This is a genomic window from Rhodopseudomonas infernalis (assembly GCF_022271405.1).
GTDB classification, from domain to species: Bacteria; Pseudomonadota; Alphaproteobacteria; order Rhizobiales; family Xanthobacteraceae; genus Rhodopseudomonas; species Rhodopseudomonas infernalis.
This window is the reverse complement of the sequence record NZ_JAJNAL010000010.1, coordinates 24,102-41,213: the sequence shown is the minus strand read 5'-3', so window position 1 is coordinate 41,213 and position 17,112 is coordinate 24,102. Positions and strand designations below refer to the sequence as shown.

Here is a 17,112-nt window from a genome sequence, read left to right as displayed (position 1 = left end):
CGGTGCACATCGACCGGCAGCCCGGTCAAAGTCGAAGCCGTTGGTCTTGGAACGGCCAGACGCTGGTGACCTCGTACAAATCCGTGAACTTCATCGATTACGACGTATCCTCGTTCAATGACGAGTAGCGGCGAAATATCTTCCCGTTCGACGAGAATCGCCGTCATCTAAACGAGAAATTAGCTTGCCGACGATCAGAGTTATCGCGGGCGATGTGATTACAAAACTAATCGAATTACTTGTTGCGTCTACCGCCGGCTGAACCGCGGACAGGGGGCTTCGTGAGGAGTCGCATTCTCCATATCGACGACGATCCAGCGATGTTAAAAATCGTTTCCGTGGTGCTGTCGCTCGATCCGAGTCTGGAAACCAAGGGCTGTCTCTCCTGCGAAGAGGGGATGCAGGCGGTCACGGAATGGCTTCCGGATCTGATCCTGAGTGACGTCTCGATGCCGGGTATCGGTGGTCTGGAGTTGCTCGAACGGTTGCGCAATCGAACGGCCACGCGGGGCATTCCGGTGGTCTTTACGACCTCCCGCAGCCGACAAAATCATGTCGCTCAATTCATGTCGTGCGGCGTGTCGGGCGTCATCTTCAAGCCGTTCAACCTGCGCGACCTCATCGGCAGTGTTCGCAAGTACCTCGATCTCACAGCCATGGATCAAGAGGATGTCATGCCGCCGGACGTGGATATCGGGCGTCGGCTGAGTGACGATGCCGCCACCCTCCGGGAACTTCGGGCCGTCTTTGCGGCTGGAGACTCCGCCGCGCCGATGCGCGATGTCGTGCACAAGCTGGCCGGCGTGGCCGGCCTGTACGGTTACGATTCGATCAGTGAGACAGCCGCGCGGTTGGAACGCGTGCTCGATGCCTTTACGCGCGGAACGACGGCGAGCAGCGACGTGGTGACCCGCCTCGATGATCTGCTGGAGGTGCTCGATCGCGACAACCAGCCGAAGTCCGAACAATCGACGACGCCGGAGAGATTCGAATGAGTGCGCGTAGGATTTTGATTGCGGACGATGACCCGGCAATCTTGAAGGCCCTGTCGACGCGGTGCCGGAGAATGGGCTTCGAAGTCGATACCGCGACAAACGGCTTGCAGATGTTGCTGAAGGCGCGGCGGACGTCACCTGATCTGATTATCGTCGACGTCAACATGCCGGAGCTGGATGGACTGACGGCGTCGTTCCATCTGCTCGAGCCCGGTGGGCCTCCGGTCGACGTGATCGTCGTCACCGGTGTATCGAGCGCGGAGACCCTGGAGCGCTGCGAAGCGATGGGAATGTTCCTCGCCTGCAAGCGAACCGATTTCTGGCTCGACATCAGCCGTGCGCTCATCGAGATATTTCCGCAGATGGCGGAAGCGATCGCCACGGAAACAGACGCGTTGGCAGCAGCCGCAAAGGAGGTGCCGACGCAGCCGCGGGTGCTGGTGGTCGACGATGACGAGCAGGTCGGCCAATTCCTCGCCAGCCGTCTCAAAAAGCTCGGCATCGACGTGCTGTTTGCTCCGAACGCCGCGCGCGCACTGCGTCTTGCGGCCGGTCATTTTCCGAGCGTGGTCGTGACGGATTATCACATGCCGGAGGGTGACGCCGACTTCCTGATCACCCGGCTGCGCAGCTATCCGGCGACCGCCCTAATTCCGGTGATCGTGCTGAGCGCCAAAGACCTCGACCTCTCGACCGAGAAGCTGCTGAAGCGCGACGTGCTGGGCTATCCCGGCGCCATCGGCATTTTCAAGAAGTCGTTCGACGTCAGCGGATTGTTCGAGACCATCCAGCATTATTGCTGTGCCGGTCCGAAACGAGATCCGGCGGCTTAGCACGAGTTCCGATCGTGATTCGCCTGGATCCAGCGAAGCGAAAGTTCGAAGGCGCGCCGATGCCGACCCGACGTCCAGCTGGCGGCAGAAGCGCGCGTTTTGTCGTCCGTCTCGGCGGTGCCGCCGTGATCGTCGCCCTGAGCGTCGTGGCCGGACGCATCGCGTCCGCCGATGTGCCGTCATGGGAAGCGCTGGGCAGCTGGGCACTCGATATCCCGTGGTGGATCTTGGCGAGTTCGTTAGCGATCGGCCTGCTGATCGCCGGCCTGATCGAGCTGCATCTGACGCGGTTCGAACGGCGCAATGCGCGAACGCGTCACTACGCGCATCTGGCGGCGATCGTGGAGTGCTCGAGTTACGCGATCGTCGGCAAGTCCTTGGACGGCTCCGTGCTGAGCTGGAACAAGGCGGCGGAGCTGCTGTTCGGTTACACCGCCGATCAGGCGATCGGCCGGAACGCGAGCGACCTGATCGTTCCCGACGAACTTCGGGAGGAAGAGCGGCAGATGCTCGCCGGCATGCAGGACGGGACCTGCTTCGCCTATCTTTGGACCAAGCGACGAAAGGCGAACGGAGACCTGGTCGATGTCGCCGTGAGCATCTCGCCGATGCGCTCGGATGACGGCACGTTGATCGGGATGGCGGCCTCCGCGCGCGACATCACCGACCTGGTGCAGGCCGAGAGAGAGATCCACAATCTCAACGCCTCGCTCGAACGGCAGGTCGCCGAGCGAACCGCGCAGCTCGAGAAAACCCTGACGCTGCAAACCGCCATCCTCGAACGCGCCGCCTATGCGGTGATCGCGACCGACGTCTCGGGGACGATCACGTTGTTCAACCCGGCCGCCGAACGGATGCTGGGCTACAAGGCGCAGGAGATGATCGGCCAAGCCACCGCAATGCTGTTTCACGATCCCGACGAACTCGCGGAGCGCGCCGCAGCGATGCGAAGCGAAGGAGTGCATGTCGCCTCCAACGCCGGCGTGCTTCGGGCGCGGCTCGCACGCAACGATCCGGACACCGCGGTCTGGACCTATATCGACCGACAGGGCAACCGCATTCCCGTGCGGCTGACTCTCAGTCTGCTGCGGTCGAAAGATGGAACCAATCTGGGCGTTCTCGGAATCGCGATCGATCTGACCGAGCAGCTCAAATACGAGGACGAACTCAAGGCCGCACGCGCGACCGCCGAGCAGGCGAGTGCCGCCAAGGCGGATTTTCTCGCCAATATGAGCCACGAAATCCGCACCCCGCTGAACGGGATCATCGGATACTCCGATCTCTTGCTGGAAGACCAGACGCTTGCTCCGGACACCCGCCGTCAGGTGACCCGGATCTTCGAGGCCAGCGACTCGCTGCGTGTCATCATCGACGACATTCTCGACTTCTCGAAGATCGAGGCCTGCGGCGTGAAGCTGGAGAGCAAGCCGCTCTATATCCCGGAGCTGATCGCGAATTGCGCCTCGATCATCGAGCCGAAGGCCGATGAAAAAGGCCTCAGACTGATCGCGGCGACGCGTTCCACATTGCCTGTCCTGATCGGAGACGCTGCACGGCTGCGGCAGGTGCTGCTGAACCTGATGAACAACGCCGTCAAGTTCACTGCGGCCGGCTCGGTCGAACTGATCGTGTCCTGCGTGTCGCGGGTCGACGATGTCGTTCGTCTGCGGATTGCCGTGACCGACACCGGCATCGGCATCTCGCCGGATGAGCAGAACGGGCTCTTCAAAAGGTTCAGCCAGGCCGACGAGACGATCTCGCGCAAATACGGGGGCACCGGTCTCGGCCTGGCGATTTCGCAGCGCATCGTTCACGCCATGCAGGGGGAGCTGAAAATCGAGAGCGAGCCTGGAATAGGCAGCACCTTCGCGTTCGAAATCGACCTGCCGGTCGCCGAGCAGATCGACATCGACAGGCACGACGCGCCGGTTCAGAGCAGCAGGCGCGCCCGGATTCTCGTGGTCGACGATGTCGAGATGAACCGCGATCTCTGCAGGACCATGCTCTGCAGGGCGGGGCACCAGGTCGATTTGGCGGACAGCGGCAGCACGGCGATCGCCATGACCAGCAGTCGCGTCTACGATCTGATCTTCATGGACGTGCAGATGGGCGAGATGGACGGGCTGGAGGCAACCCGGCGGATCCGCGCGAGAGGCGTCGGCCCGAGCACGGTCCCGATCATCGCACTGACGGCGAACGTTCTTCCCGAACAGGTCGCGCGCTACAAGGCGGCGGGCATGGATGACCATCTCGGCAAGCCGATCAATCGCGTCGAACTACTCGCCTGTGTGGCCCGATGGATTGATGGTGGCGTCGCGAACCTGCCGTCCGTGCCGTTGGCGCCATCGGCAGCCGGACCGGATCTGCCGGTCCGCGATCAGGATGCGCTCGACGACCTCAGGCTGTTTGCAGACGATCAGGTGATCGCGGGCTTTGCGGCGCAACTGTCCGAGACGATCGCCCGGATGGAGCCGCGCGCGCCTCACGACGAGCCAGCCGTCGCCCCCGGCATCGGCGCGTTCGACCCGGCGGAGCGCGAGGCGCTCGGAGCGATCGCCCACAAGACGATCTCGCTCGCCGGTCAACTCGGCTTCGTCCAGCTCGCCGAAGCCTGTCGCCGCATGGAGATGGCGTGCAGCGAGCACGCGCACGACGTGCCGGAGCTCTATGTCACGCTCCAAATCGCAATCGACAACGCGAAGGCCGAGCTCGAAGCGCTGCAATCCGTCGCCTCATAATATTTACTTTGGCGATGTCGAAGATAATGAAATTTCTCTTATTTTAGCCGTTGTGATCAAAGTCCCTGCGACGCATTCGCGACACGTGCCGGACATGCGGCACCTTCGCGATCCCCGTTTCCGGAACGGCATCTGACATCTCGCGGCCGACGCCAATCAGCTTTCAGGGAGGACGACATGAACGAGTCAGTCACCATCCGCGGCAAGGACCGCTATCGCTCCGGCGTGATGGAATACAAGAAGATGGGCTATTGGGAGCCCGATTACGAACCGAAGGACACCGACGTCATCGCGCTGTTCCGCGTCACGCCGCAGGATGGCGTCGATCCGGTTGAGGCCTGCGCAGCCGTGGCCGGCGAGAGTTCGACCGCGACCTGGACGGTGGTCTGGACCGACCGCCTGACCGCGGCCGAGAAGTATCGCGCCAAGTGCTACCGAGTCGATCCGGTGCCGAATTCGCCCGGCCAGTACTTCGCGTACATCGCCTACGACCTCGATCTGTTCGAGTCGGGCTCGATCTCCAACCTCACCGCCTCGATCATCGGCAACGTGTTCGGCTTCAAGCCGCTGAAGGCGCTGCGGCTCGAGGACATGCGGCTGCCGATCGCCTATGTGAAGACCTTCCAGGGGCCGGCGACCGGCATCGTGGTCGAGCGCGAGCGCATGGACAAGTTCGGCCGGCCACTGCTCGGCGCCACCGTCAAGCCGAAGCTCGGCCTGTCCGGCCGCAACTACGGCCGCGTGGTGTACGAAGCGCTGAAGGGCGGCCTCGACTTCACCAAGGACGATGAGAACATCAACTCGCAGCCGTTCATGCATTGGCGCGAGCGCTTTCAATACTGCATGGAGGCGGTCAACAAGGCGCAGGCCGTGAGCGGCGAGATCAAGGGCACCTATCTCAACGTGACCGCGGCGACCATGGAGGACATGTACGAGCGCGCCGAATTCGCCAAGGAACTCGGCTCGATCATCGTGATGATCGACCTCGTGATCGGCTACACCGCGATCCAGTCGATGGCGAAGTGGGCGCGCAAGAACGACATGATCCTGCATCTGCACCGCGCCGGCCACTCGACCTACACCCGGCAGCGCAATCACGGCGTGTCGTTCCGCGTCATCGCCAAATGGATGCGGCTCGCCGGTGTCGATCACATCCATGCCGGAACCGTGGTCGGCAAGCTCGAGGGCGATCCGGCGACCACCAAGGGCTACTACGACATCTGCCGCGAAGACTACAATCCGATGCAGCTCGAACACGGCGTGTTCTTCGACCAGCATTGGGCCAGCCTCAACAAGCTGATGCCGGTGGCGTCGGGCGGCATTCACGCCGGCCAGATGCATCAGCTGCTCGACCTGCTCGGCGAGGACGTCGTGTTGCAGTTCGGCGGCGGCACCATCGGCCATCCGATGGGCATCGCGGCCGGCGCCACCGCGAACCGTGTCGCGCTCGAAGCGATGATCCTCGCCCGCAACGAGGGCCGCGACTACGTGCACGAGGGCCCGGAGATCCTGGCCAAGGCGGCGCAGACCTGCACGCCGCTGAAGGCCGCGCTCGACACCTGGAAGAACGTCACCTTCAACTACGAATCCACCGATACCCCCGACTACGCGCCGACACCCTCGGTTTCGACGTAATCGTCATTGCGAGGAGCGAAGCGACGAAGCAATCCAGCCGCATGCACTACGCTTCTGGATGCCTCGCTTCTGGATTGCTTCGCTTCGCTCGCAATGACGGCCCCGGAGATCGTTCGCCCAAAAAATAAGGAGCAATTCATGCGCGTGACCCAAGGCTGTTTCTCGTTCCTGCCCGATCTCACCGACGAGCAGATCGCCGCGCAGGTGCAATATGCGCTCGGCAAGGGCTGGGCGGTGAACCTCGAATTCACCGACGACCCGCATCCCCGCAACACCTATTGGGACATGTGGGGGCTGCCGATGTTCGACCTGCAGGACGCGGCCGGCGTGATGATGGAGCTGGCCGAATGCCGCAAGGTTTACGGCGACCGCTACATCCGGCTGTCGGCGTTCGACTCCTCGCACGGCTGGGAGTCGGTGCGGCTGTCCTTCATCGTCAATCGACCGAAGGAGGAGCCCGGCTTCCGGCTCGACCGCCAGGAAGTCGACGGCCGCAACATGCGCTACACCACGCGCGCCTATTCGGCCGACAAGCCTGAAGGCCGCCGCTACGGAGAGTGATTGTGGACACGCCTGCTGCAGCCACCAACGAGAGCGACACGCCGCCCGAGCGCGTCGACCTCCGTGCCGAGTTTGAAGCCGTCGGCATCGGCGAGGTTCTCGATCAACTCGATCGCGAGCTGATCGGGCTCAAGCCCGTGAAGACGCGAATCCGAGAGATCGCCGCGCTGCTGTTGGTCGAACGCTTACGCAAGCGGATGGGGCTCGCGACCGGCAATCCGACGCTGCACATGTCGTTCACCGGCAATCCCGGCACCGGCAAGACCACGGTGGCGCTGCGCATTGCGTCGATCCTTCACCGGCTCGGCTTCGTGCGGCGTGGTCACGTCGTGTCGGTGACGCGCGACGAACTGGTCGGGCAATATATCGGCCACACCGCACCGAAGACCAAGGAGGTGCTGAAGAAGGCGATGGGCGGCGTGCTGTTCATCGACGAGGCTTATTATCTGTATCGCCCGGAGAACGAGCGCGACTACGGCCAGGAAGCGATCGAGATCCTGCTGCAAGTGATGGAGAACCAGCGCGACGATCTGGTGGTGATCCTTGCCGGCTATGCCGACCGGATGGAGAAGTTCTTCGCCAGCAATCCGGGCTTCCGCTCCCGCATCGCGCACCACATCGACTTTCCGGACTACACCGACGGCGAGCTGCTGACGATCGCCGAAGGCATGCTGAACGAGCAGAATTATCACTTCGCCCCCGAAGCGAAGGCTGCTTTCGAGCGCTACATCGGCATCCGCAAAACCCAGCCGTTGTTCGCCAACGCCCGCTCGATCCGCAACGCTCTCGACCGCATCCGTCTCCGCCAGGCCAACCGCCTGATCGCCGACCTCGACCGCTCGCTGAGCGCCGAGGATATCATGACGATCGAGGCCGGCGACGTACTGGCGAGCCGGGTGTTCGGCAAGGGAGGGTAGCATCCGGATCCATGGATAGCGAAGCCAAGTCGTGTGAGGCCGTTCCCGAAGCGCGGGCAGTGGTGCTCATCGAGATCAGGGCTAGTGCGGAATCGACGCATGGTTCGGTCAGCTCGCTGATCACGGCTTCCGGCCGGCGTTCATCGCGAGCTCTGCTTCCATCCGAGGGTGCCGTAGATAACCCCTCCGGTGGGGCGGCCTGCATGATCGGGTCGGATTTGAAGGTCGCTTTGAGGAAGCTCGACACCGCGCGTATGCGCGGCACGAACTGCAGGTCGGTGTGCACGTTGATCCAGACTTCGCGTGCCGTCCATATCTGGTCGTGCAGCACCGGCACCAGATCGTCGCGATCCTTAGCGGCGAAGCTCGGTAGCAAGACCAGGCCGAGACCCCCGGCCGCGGCGTTCATCTGCGCAATCATGCTGTTGGAATGAAAACTGACAGTGGGATTCTTGATGATGTCGTCCAGCCAGCGGATCGAATCGAGCTGGATGAGATCGTCGATATAGGTGATGAACTGATGCCGCGCGAGGTCGGCGGCGGAACTGGGTGTGCCGAGCTGATCGAGATAGTCCTGTGAGGCGTACAGGCCCAGCTCGAAACATCCGATTCGCTCGGAAACCATGCCCTGGCCGCGAGGGCGGAAGAAGCTGAGGAAGAGATCGGCCTCGCGGCGGTTCACCCAAACGGTCTGCGGCGACGTCAGCAATTCGACCGTCAGGTTGCGATGCTGGCGGTGAAGACGCGAGAAGCGCGCGGCCAGATAGAGCGATGCGATGCCTTCCATCGTCGCCAGCCGGACGCGGCCGGCCGTCCGGCTACTGCCGCATTGCACGTCCTCCTGCATCGCGATGACCGCGCTCTCGATCCTCTCGGTGTGGCACAGCAAACGGTCGCCCAGCTCGGTGACGCGCAGTCCGGAGGGGAGCCGCTCGAACAGCGCGATGCCAAGCGTGCTCTCCAGATGCGCGATCTTGCGGCTGACGGTGGATTGATCGACCTTCATGCGTTTGGCCGCGCTGCCCAGGCTGCCGCCCCTGGCCGCGTGCAAGAACACCTTGAGGTCATCCCAGTCGAGTGAATTGAAGTCCTTCATGCGACGACATCGGCAAAACCCGTGCCAATAGATGCTGCTGAGACGCATTCTTGCCGGATGCAAGCCGGCTTGCAGGATTGCCTCTACCCACAGCGTTCGGAAGCGACCTAGCCTGTTGGAAACAAAGGACGACGATATGCTTCCTCGATTCAAGGCGGCCGCGGTTCACGCCGCACCGGTGTTCCTCGACAGGGCTGCGACTACGAAAAAGGCGCTCTCGCTCATCCGTGAGGCAGCCGCGGCAGGTGCCGCTCTGGTTGCGTTTCCCGAGACCTTCGTCCCTGCATTTCCGGTGTGGGCCGCTTTGTGGGCGCCGATCGATAACCACGATCTGTTCGCGCGAATGGCCGATCAGTCGGTGCTGGTGGACGGACCCGAGGTGAAGGCGATCCGGGACGAGGCGCGGGCACACGGGATCGTGGTGTCGATGGGCATCAGCGAGAGGTCGCCGGCCAGCGTCGGCTGCATCTGGAATTCCAATCTGCTGATCGGCGAGGACGGGACGATTCTCAATCACCACCGCAAGCTGGTGCCGACGTTCTACGAGAAGCTGATCTGGAGCGCCGGTGACGGCGCGGGTCTGCGCGTTGTCGATACGCCGATCGGCAGGATCGGTCAGTTGATCTGCGGCGAGAACACCAATCCGCTGGCGCGCTACGCGCTGATCGCGCAGGGCGAGCAGTTTCACATCTCCAGCTGGCCGCCGATCTGGCCGACGCGGCGCCCGGCCGAAGGCGGCAACTACCATATCGGGACGGCGACCCGTATCCGCGCCAGCGCGCATTGTTTTGAAGCGAAGGTTTTCGGCCTCGTCACCGCCGGCGTCCTCGACAAGCCGGCGCGCGAACTGCTGATGGCGCGCGATCCGTCGATTGCCGCCGTGCTCGACGGTACGCCGAACGCGGCGTCCTACTTTCTGGATCCGACCGGCGAGCAGATCGGCGAAACGCTCTGCGAGGACGAGGGCATCCTGTATGCCGACATCGACCTCAACAAATGCGTCGAGCCGAAACAATTCCACGATGTCGTCGGGTACTACAATCGCTTCGACGTCTTCGAGCTGGGCATCAACCGCCGCCGGCTGGTGCCGGCGACCTTCATCGACGACGCAGCGAACGTCGCGGCTGTGGACGATGCCGCGGACGACATCGGCCGCGCGACGCAGACTGCCCGTATCGGTCTCTAGTTTCGCCGGGGCTTCCCCCAAACCGCAACTCACCGCCGATGGTGGTGGTGATTGAACTGACAGAGGTGGTGACATGCAGTTTGACCGTCGGCAGCTTTTGCTCGGAGGAGTCGGCGCCGCAGCCGGTCTCATGCTTCCGGAACGCTCGTTTGCGCAGTCGCCGGCGACCATCGGCACGTTTCCGGCAGGCGTTTCCGCCGATTCGGTTTTCGTCGGTCTGACCATCCCGCTCACCGGCGTGTTCTCGGGCGACGGCGGCGACCTCAAGCTCGGCTACGATCTGGCGATCGCGCAGATCAACGCAGGCGGTGATATCGCCCAGAGCTGGGGACTGAAGGGCAAGGGCGTGCTCGGCCGCCAGATCCGCTACAAGGTCTCAGATACCGAGGGCAAACCGAACCTCGACGTGCAGAGCGCTACCCAGTTCATCCAGCGCGACAAGGCCATCATGGTGGCCGGGTCGGTGTCGAGCTCGAGCGCGATCGCGCTCGAAGAGCTCGGCTCGCGCGAGAAGGTGCTCTACATGGTCGGCATCGCCGGCTCCAACGACATCACAGGCAAAAACTGCCAGCGCTACGGCTTCCGCTCGCAGCAGAACGCCTACATGGCCGCCAAGGGTCTTGCACCGGTGGTCGCCAAGGCACTCGGTAAGAATATCAAGATGGCGTTCCTGGTGCCGGACTACACTTACGGCCACAGCGTCTATGACAGCTTCGCCAAATTCTCGACCGAGCAGGGCTGGAAGCAGATCGCCAAGGAAGTGGTCCCGCTCGGGACCACAGATTACTCCTCGGCGCTGCTCAACATCGCCAACAGCGGCGCCGACGTGTTCGTCAACATCGCTTTCGGCGGTGACGCCGTCGCCTCGACCAAGCAGGCCGAGCAGTTCGGCGTGCTCAAGCGCATGAAGCTCGTGGTCCCCAATCTGTCGTCGTTCCAGGACAAGGAGCTCGGCGCCGAGCTGATGCAGGGCGTGTATGGCAGCTGCGATTTCTGGTTCGGCCTGCAGGACACCTTCCCGCTCGCCAAGGCCTTCGTCGAGAGCTTCGTCGCGCAGAACAAGTACTATCCGCGATGGGGCGCCCATATCGGCTACATGCAAACCTATCTGTGGGCGATGTCGGTGGAGCGTGCGAAGACCTTCAATCCGGTCGACGTCATCAAGGTGATGGAAAGCTCCAAGTCGCAGCCTTACAACACCACGATCGGCAAGGTCTATTATCGCGCCGAAGATCATCAGATGGTTCGGCCGATCCCGATCCTGCGCGGCAAGAAGCCCGCTGAGATGAAGCACAAGGAAGACTTCTACGACATCGTCGAGATCGTCGACGGCGAGAGCGTGATGAATTCACCGGACTTCTTCGGCTGCAAGCTCGGCCCCTATACCTGAGGAAATGGTCATGCCGAGCTGGCCCGTTCTCGTCTCGCAGGCCTTCAACGGCTTGGCACTCGGTACGCTGCTGGCATTGGTCAGCAGCGGGCTGACGATCATCCTCGGCACGCTCGGCGTGCTCAACTTCGCCCACGGCGCGCTGTTCGCCGTGGGCGCCTATACGGTCTTCGTGCTGCTGCACTATACCTCGTCGTTCGTGCTGGCGATCGTGCTCGGCTGCTGTTTCATGCTGGTGCTCGGCTTCTTGCTCGAGCGCGTCATCATTCGCTACTTCTACGACCGGCCGCACGAAGACCAGATCCTCGTCACCTACGGCATCGGCATTGTTCTGGTCGAGTGTATCCGTGCCGGTTTCGGCGGCAACGCGCAGCGCGTGCCGGTGCCGCCCTGGGGGCAGGGCGCCACACAGCTTGGGTTCCTCATCTATCCGACCTACCGGCTGCAACTGATCGCGATCATCGCCGGGTTGCTGATCGGGCTGTATCTCGTGCTGTATCGCACCTCGATGGGATTGGTGGTGCGTGCCGGAATCGAAAATCCGGGCATGGTCGGCATCCTCGGCATCAACGTGCGCCGCGCTTTCTTGCTTGTGTTCGCCATCGGCATCGTCGCCGTGGGGCTCGCCGGGATGCTGTATGCCCCGGTGGTCGCGGTGTCGCCGGATATGGGTGCGAATTTCATGGCGCAATCGTTCGTCGTGATCGTCCTCGGCGGCCTCGGTTCGTTTCCCGGCGCGATCGTCGGCGGTCTGATCGCCGGCGAGATCATCAGCCTGACGAGCGCGTTCAACTCGTCCTATTCCGAAGTCATGCTGTATGCGCTGATGGCGCTGTTGCTGGTGATGCGCCCGCAGGGCCTGTTCGGATCGGAAGGCAGGGCATGAAGCGCGTCAGGACGTACTCCGCGGAAATCGCAGTTCTGCTCGCACTGATCTTCGGACCGCTGGTCCTGAATCCGCTGGGCTTCTCCACCGATCTGTTGACGCGTGTGCTGAACTGGGGACTGATCGGCCTCGGCTTCGACATTCTGTTCGGGCTGACGGGCCTGCTGTCGTTCGGTCAGGCCGCCTTCTATGGCGTCGGCGGATTCGTCACGGCGTATCTCCTGGTGTCCGGCGCGATCGGCAGCGTCTGGCTGGCCCTCCTCGCGGGCACGGGTGCGGCCGGCGTCTTCGGCTTGGTGGTCGGCTGGTTCGCCGTGCGCCGGATCGGCATCTACTTCACGATGATCACGCTCGCCTTCGGACAGATGGCATACTTCATCGAAAACTCGATCTTGACCGACTACACGGGCGGAGAGAACGGCATCGCTGGCGTACCGGTGCCCGTGCTCGGTTTCGGTGAGCATGCGTTCCGCATCACGGCCGGTCTGCCGATGTACGGGTTGTTCGCGGTGATCTTTTTCGTCGGCTATGTGCTGGCACGGCGCATCGTGCGCTCGCCGGTCGGGGCGATCCTGCTGGCGATCAAGGAGAACACCGGCCGCGTCGCGATGCTGGGCCACAACGTGCCTGCCTATAAACTGACGGCCTTCGTCCTCGCCGCGCTTTACGCGGGTCTCGCAGGTGGATTGCTCGGTTCTTTTCAGAGCTACATGCCGCCCGATGCATTCTCGCTGGAGACGTCGGGTCAACTGGTGGTGCAGACCATCGTCGGGGGCGCCGGCACGTTGATCGGGCCGCTGGTCGGCGCCACGGTGTGGCTGTGGCTGCGCGACAATCTGCAACTGATCCCCGGCTTCGCCATTCTATGGAAGCTGGTCCTCGGCGTCGCTTTCATCGTGCTGGTGATCGGGCTGCGCCGCGGCATTTGCGGGGAGATCGCGCATTGGTGGAGTGAGCGGCGCAACCAAGCCGCGCTGCGCGCTGCCGAGGCGAAGACCGAGGTGATCGAGGCGCACAACATCGACGCGGCCACCGGTGGCGCGGCGGCGCGTGCGGATGTGACCCTGCCGCTGGCCGAGCCTGCGACGGGAGACGGAGAGACCGCGCTCGAGGCGCGATCGCTGGCTCGCTACTATGGCGGTTTGAAAGCCGTCGACGGCGTCTCGTTCAAGGTTCGTCGCGGATCGATCCATGCCGTGATCGGCCCGAACGGCGCGGGTAAGTCGACATTGTTCAAAATGCTGCTCGACGAGGTCAGCCCGACGTCCGGTGATGTGCTGTTGTTCAGTGAGAAGGTCACCGGTCTCGGTGTCAGCAGAGCCGCTCAGCTCGGGATCGCCAAGAGCAACCAGCTCAACCAGCTGTTTCCCAACCTGTCGGTGCGCAAGAACCTGCGCATCGCCGCATTGGCCCGCAGTCGCGGTCCGCTGCGCTTCGACCTGTTGCGGCCGGCGAACAGTCTTGCGGAAGTAGAAGCGCAGGTCTCGTCGATCCTGTCCATGCTCGACCTCGTCGAGCGTGCCGATACGCCGGCACATGTGCTGGCTTACGGCGAGAAGCGCCGGCTCGAGATCGGGATGGCGCTGGCGACCAGTCCGAACGTGCTGCTGCTCGACGAGCCGCTGGCCGGTATGAGCCCGGCGGAGAGGGCCGCGACCTGTGCCTTCATACGCGACATTGCCCGAGCTCGAACCGTGGTGATTGTGGAGCACGATCTCGACGCCATTTTCGGCCTCGCCGAGCGCATCACCGTGCTTTACGAGGGCCGGCTGCTGGCGGACGGCACGGCCGATGAAATCCGTCGCAACCCGGCGGTCCAGGATGCCTATCTCGGAGGGTTGCACGCTCATGAGCCTGCTTGAAGTCGACCGGATCAACACGCTGTATGGCGATTCCCATGTGCTGTTCGACCTGTCCATCCGGGTCGAGCAGGGCGAGGTCGTGGCCCTGCTGGGGCGTAATGGCGCCGGCAAGACGACGACGCTCCGCTCGATCATGGGCGTGCTGTCGCCGCGCAGCGGCGCCATCCGCCTCGACGGCAAGCCGATCGCCGGAATGCCGCCGTCGGCGATCGCCGCCATGGGCGTGCAACTGGTTCCCGAGGAGCGGGCGATCTTCGGTGGTCTCAGCGTCGAGGAGAATTTGCGCATCGCAGCACTGACCGCGCCGAACGCCTGGTCGTTCGAACGGATCTACGAGGTATTTCCGCGACTCAAGGAGCGGCGCAAATCGGCCGGCCGCTCATTGTCCGGTGGCGAGCAGCAGATGCTGGCGATCGCCCGCGCGTTGATCCGCGATGCTCGCATCATCCTGCTCGATGAGCCGTTTGAAGGTCTCGCGCCTCTGATCGTCCGCGATCTGGTCGCGGTCGCGCGCAATCTCGCCGCGGAAGGCCGCACCATGATCGTGGTCGAGCAGAACGTCGCAGCCGCCCTCAGCTTTGCCAACCGAGTCTATGGACTTAACAACGGTCATGTCGTGTACGAGGGCACCCCGGCGGAGCTGAACGCCAACCCGGGGATGGCACGCGACTTCCTCGGTGTGGCGTCCTGAGGGATGCACCTCGTCCCGCGGCCGCGGAATGCCGCGGGTCTCGTCCCAGGAGCACAAGGGCAGCGCCGCAGCTCGTGCGGCGATGCCCTGCTCAGCAACAAACGTCTTTGATCACCCCTGCAGCGCCTTCAGCACCTCGTCGGGACGCTCGACCATCATCGTGTGCCCGGCGCCTTTCAGGATCACGGTGCGGGAGCCGGCCACTGCCGCCGCCAGCGTTTTGCCGTTCCTGGTCGGTGTCATCATGTCGCGCTCGCCGAGGATGAACAGCGTCGGCACCGTCACCTTCGCCGCCGCCGCCAGCGCGTCCTTGTAGTCGTTGCAGGCCGACAGGTCGTTGAAGATCACCCCCGGCTTGTTGGCTTCGAGCACCCGCACCGAGCCGCCATGCATCCACAGGCCCGGCGCGAGGTTGCCGCCGATCTCGGCGTCGGGGCCGAGACCCCAGATCGTCATCATGGCGATCGCAGCAGGATCGTTGACCTCGGCGGCCTTCAGCAGATCCGGGCCGACGGTCATGACCGAGGTAGTCCCGATCAACGCCAGCGACGCCACCTTGGCGGGATGCCGCGCGGCGGCTTCCAGCGCGATCAGCGAGCCCATCGAGTGGCCGATCAGCTTGGCCGGCTGTGCGCCGGCGGCACCGAGCAGCGCCGCGACCCAGTCGGCCATCTCGGCGATGGTCTTCAGCGGCTCGCCGCCGGCGCGGCCGTGGCCGGGCAGGTCGGGCGCCAGCACAGCGAAGCCGTGATGCGCGAACCAGCGCGTCTGCAGCGCCCACACCGAATGATCGAAGCCGGCGCCGTGAATGAACACCGCGGCCGGCAGCGAGGGGTCGAATGCCTTGCCGCCGGTGGCGACGAAGGTGTCGATGCCGTTGACCTTGATCTGCATGGCTCAGCCCTTCTGCGACATGCGCAGCGCCTGCGCCAAATCAGCGATGATGTCCTCGGCGGTCTCGATGCCGACCGACAGCCGGATCAACTCCTCACCGATCCCGGCGGCAGTGAGTTGCTCGGCGCTCATCTGCTGATGGGTGGTCGAGGCGGGGTGGATCACCAGCGTCTTGGCGTCGCCGACATTGGCGAGGTGGCTGGTCAGCCGCAGCGCCTCGATGAACTTGCGCCCGGCTTCGCGGCCGCCCTTGATGCCGAACGAGATGATCGAGCCGGCGCCCTTCGGCAGCAATTGCTGGGCGAGCGCGTAGTCCGGATGGCTCTCCAGCGTCGGGTGCAGCACCCAGTCGACCGCCTTGTTGCTACCGAGGAAGTCCAGCACCGCCTTGGTATTGGCAACGTGGCGATCCATCCGCACCGGCAGCGTCTCGATGCCCTGCAGTAGCTGGAACGCATTGGTGGGCGACAGGCAGGCGCCGAAGTCGCGCAGCCCTTCCATTCGCGCGCGGATGACGAAGGCGGGCGGGCCGAACTGCTCGTCGAAGACGACGTCGTGATAGCCGGCATAAGGCTCGGTCAGCGTCGGAAACTTGCCGGAGCTGCGCCAGTCGAATCGGCCGCCGTCGACCAGCACGCCGCCGATCGCGATGCCATGGCCGCCGAGCCATTTGGTCACCGAATGCATCACGATGTCGGCGCCAAGTTCGATCGGCTTGCTCAGATAGGGGGTAGCAAACGTGTTGTCGATCAGCAGCGGAATCTTCGCCTCATGGGCGATCGCCGCGACCTTCGGGATGTCGAGCACTTCGAGCCCGGGATTGCCGATGGTTTCGCCGATCATCAGCTTGGTGTTGGGCTGGATCGCCGCTTTCAGCGCGGCGTGATCGCGCGGATTGACGAATGTCGTGGTGATGCCGAACCGCGGCATGGTGTGCGCCAGCAGGTTGATCGTGCCGCCATACAGCGATGACGACGCCACGATGTGATCGCCGGCGTTCAGCAGCGTAGCGATCGCCAGATGCAGCGCCGCCATGCCGCTCGCGGTCGCCACCGCGCCGACGCCGTTCTCCAGCGCCGCAATGCGCTCTTCCAGCACCGCGGTCGTCGGGTTGGAAATGCGCGTGTACAGATGCCCGGGCCGCTCCATGTTGAACAGTGCGGCGGCGTGGTCGGTGTCCTGAAACACGTAGGACGTGGTCTGATAGATCGGCACCGCGCGCGAGCCGGTGACTGGATCGGGATGTTGTCCGGCGTGCAGGCTGAGGGTTTCAAATCCGGGCGGTTTGGGTGCGGCCATGATGTGCTCGGGTTGTTTCCTGATGGCTTCTTTGTTGAACTCCGTCATTGCGAGGAGCGAAGCGACGAAGCAATCCAGGCTCAGTGCTCGGCGCTTCTGGGTTGCTTCGCTGCGCTCGCAATGACGGGG

Annotated in this window: 13 protein-coding genes and 1 pseudogene; 11 read left to right on the top strand and 3 right to left on the bottom strand. The window is 63.6% G+C overall.

Features of this window, described 5'->3' with window-relative positions:
- Nucleotides 1–281: 281 nt before the first annotated feature.
- The 6 genes from LPW26_RS09180 (at nt 282) to cbbX (ending at nt 7,679) form a co-directional block, all read left to right on the top strand.
- Nucleotides 282–995 (top strand): response regulator, encoded by a 714-nt coding sequence (locus tag LPW26_RS09180; protein WP_319942173.1) that lies wholly within the window; start codon nt 282–284, stop codon nt 993–995.
- On the top strand, nt 992–1,828 hold the full coding sequence (locus tag LPW26_RS09175; protein WP_263858978.1) for a response regulator: 837 nt from the start codon (nt 992–994) through the stop codon (nt 1,826–1,828). The genes LPW26_RS09180 and LPW26_RS09175 overlap by 4 nt, the downstream gene beginning before the upstream one ends.
- A 125-nt stretch (nt 1,829–1,953) precedes the next feature.
- Nucleotides 1,954–4,566, top strand: a complete 2,613-nt coding sequence (locus tag LPW26_RS09170) for a PAS domain S-box protein (protein ID WP_238734472.1) — start codon at nt 1,954–1,956, stop codon at nt 4,564–4,566.
- Nucleotides 4,567–4,743: 177 nt separating this feature from the next.
- A complete protein-coding gene (locus LPW26_RS09165; RefSeq protein ID WP_238734469.1) occupies nt 4,744–6,201 on the top strand; it encodes a form I ribulose bisphosphate carboxylase large subunit in 1,458 nt (485 codons plus the stop codon).
- 138 nt (nt 6,202–6,339) lie between these two features.
- Nucleotides 6,340–6,762 carry a ribulose bisphosphate carboxylase small subunit gene (locus LPW26_RS09160; RefSeq protein ID WP_238734466.1) on the top strand — a complete coding sequence of 141 codons (423 nt, stop codon included), beginning with the start codon at nt 6,340–6,342 and terminating at the stop codon, nt 6,760–6,762.
- A 2-nt stretch (nt 6,763–6,764) separates the two neighbouring features.
- Nucleotides 6,765–7,679: a CbbX protein gene (gene cbbX / locus LPW26_RS09155; RefSeq protein WP_238734463.1), complete on the top strand. Its 915-nt coding sequence runs from the start codon at nt 6,765–6,767 to the stop codon at nt 7,677–7,679.
- A gap of 199 nt (nt 7,680–7,878) precedes the next feature.
- Here the strand turns inward: cbbX and LPW26_RS09150 are convergent.
- Nucleotides 7,879–8,775, bottom strand: a pseudogene (locus LPW26_RS09150) (LysR family transcriptional regulator); the annotation flags it as partial.
- 136 nt (nt 8,776–8,911) lie between these two features.
- Between LPW26_RS09150 and LPW26_RS09145 the strand changes: the two are divergent.
- From LPW26_RS09145 to LPW26_RS09125, 5 genes are all read left to right on the top strand, one after another.
- Nucleotides 8,912–9,961, top strand: coding sequence for a carbon-nitrogen hydrolase family protein (locus tag LPW26_RS09145; RefSeq protein ID WP_238734461.1), 1,050 nt, complete (start codon nt 8,912–8,914; stop codon nt 9,959–9,961).
- Nucleotides 9,962–10,034: 73 nt separating this feature from the next.
- Nucleotides 10,035–11,351, top strand: a complete 1,317-nt coding sequence (locus tag LPW26_RS09140) for an ABC transporter substrate-binding protein (protein WP_238734458.1) — start codon at nt 10,035–10,037, stop codon at nt 11,349–11,351.
- Between the two features lie 10 nt (nt 11,352–11,361).
- Nucleotides 11,362–12,237, top strand: a complete 876-nt coding sequence (locus LPW26_RS09135; RefSeq protein WP_238734452.1) for a branched-chain amino acid ABC transporter permease — start codon at nt 11,362–11,364, stop codon at nt 12,235–12,237.
- Entirely contained in the window at nt 12,234–14,099 is a 1,866-nt protein-coding gene (locus LPW26_RS09130; protein ID WP_238734449.1) for a branched-chain amino acid ABC transporter ATP-binding protein/permease, read from the top strand. The genes LPW26_RS09135 and LPW26_RS09130 overlap by 4 nt, the downstream gene beginning before the upstream one ends.
- Nucleotides 14,086–14,790: an ABC transporter ATP-binding protein gene (locus LPW26_RS09125; protein ID WP_238734444.1), complete on the top strand. Its 705-nt coding sequence runs from the start codon at nt 14,086–14,088 to the stop codon at nt 14,788–14,790. The genes LPW26_RS09130 and LPW26_RS09125 overlap by 14 nt, the downstream gene beginning before the upstream one ends.
- Nucleotides 14,791–14,901: 111 nt before the next feature.
- Here the strand turns inward: LPW26_RS09125 and LPW26_RS09120 are convergent, their stop codons facing one another.
- Both LPW26_RS09120 and LPW26_RS09115 read right to left on the bottom strand, forming a co-directional pair.
- A complete protein-coding gene (locus LPW26_RS09120) occupies nt 14,902–15,684 on the bottom strand; it encodes an alpha/beta fold hydrolase (protein WP_238734441.1) in 783 nt (260 codons plus the stop codon).
- A 3-nt stretch (nt 15,685–15,687) separates the two neighbouring features.
- Entirely contained in the window at nt 15,688–16,983 is a 1,296-nt protein-coding gene (locus tag LPW26_RS09115) for an O-acetylhomoserine aminocarboxypropyltransferase (RefSeq protein ID WP_238734438.1), read from the bottom strand.
- Nucleotides 16,984–17,112 lie beyond the last annotated feature (129 nt).

Excerpts from the sequence above, each read along its gene's own strand:
- LPW26_RS09120 (WP_238734441.1), bottom strand. The coding sequence starts at position 15,684 with ATGCAGATCAAGGTCAACGGCATCGACACCTTCGTCGCCACCGGCGGC.
- LPW26_RS09140 (WP_238734458.1), top strand. The coding sequence starts at position 10,035 with ATGCAGTTTGACCGTCGGCAGCTTTTGCTCGGAGGAGTCGGCGCCGCA.
- LPW26_RS09165 (WP_238734469.1), top strand. The coding sequence starts at position 4,744 with ATGAACGAGTCAGTCACCATCCGCGGCAAGGACCGCTATCGCTCCGGC.
- LPW26_RS09135 (WP_238734452.1), top strand. The coding sequence starts at position 11,362 with ATGCCGAGCTGGCCCGTTCTCGTCTCGCAGGCCTTCAACGGCTTGGCA.
- LPW26_RS09145 (WP_238734461.1), top strand. The coding sequence starts at position 8,912 with ATGCTTCCTCGATTCAAGGCGGCCGCGGTTCACGCCGCACCGGTGTTC.
- LPW26_RS09160 (WP_238734466.1), top strand. The coding sequence starts at position 6,340 with ATGCGCGTGACCCAAGGCTGTTTCTCGTTCCTGCCCGATCTCACCGAC.
- LPW26_RS09130 (WP_238734449.1), top strand. The coding sequence starts at position 12,234 with ATGAAGCGCGTCAGGACGTACTCCGCGGAAATCGCAGTTCTGCTCGCA.
- LPW26_RS09125 (WP_238734444.1), top strand. The coding sequence starts at position 14,086 with ATGAGCCTGCTTGAAGTCGACCGGATCAACACGCTGTATGGCGATTCC.
- LPW26_RS09175 (WP_263858978.1), top strand. The coding sequence starts at position 992 with ATGAGTGCGCGTAGGATTTTGATTGCGGACGATGACCCGGCAATCTTG.
- LPW26_RS09115 (WP_238734438.1), bottom strand. The coding sequence starts at position 16,983 with ATGGCCGCACCCAAACCGCCCGGATTTGAAACCCTCAGCCTGCACGCC.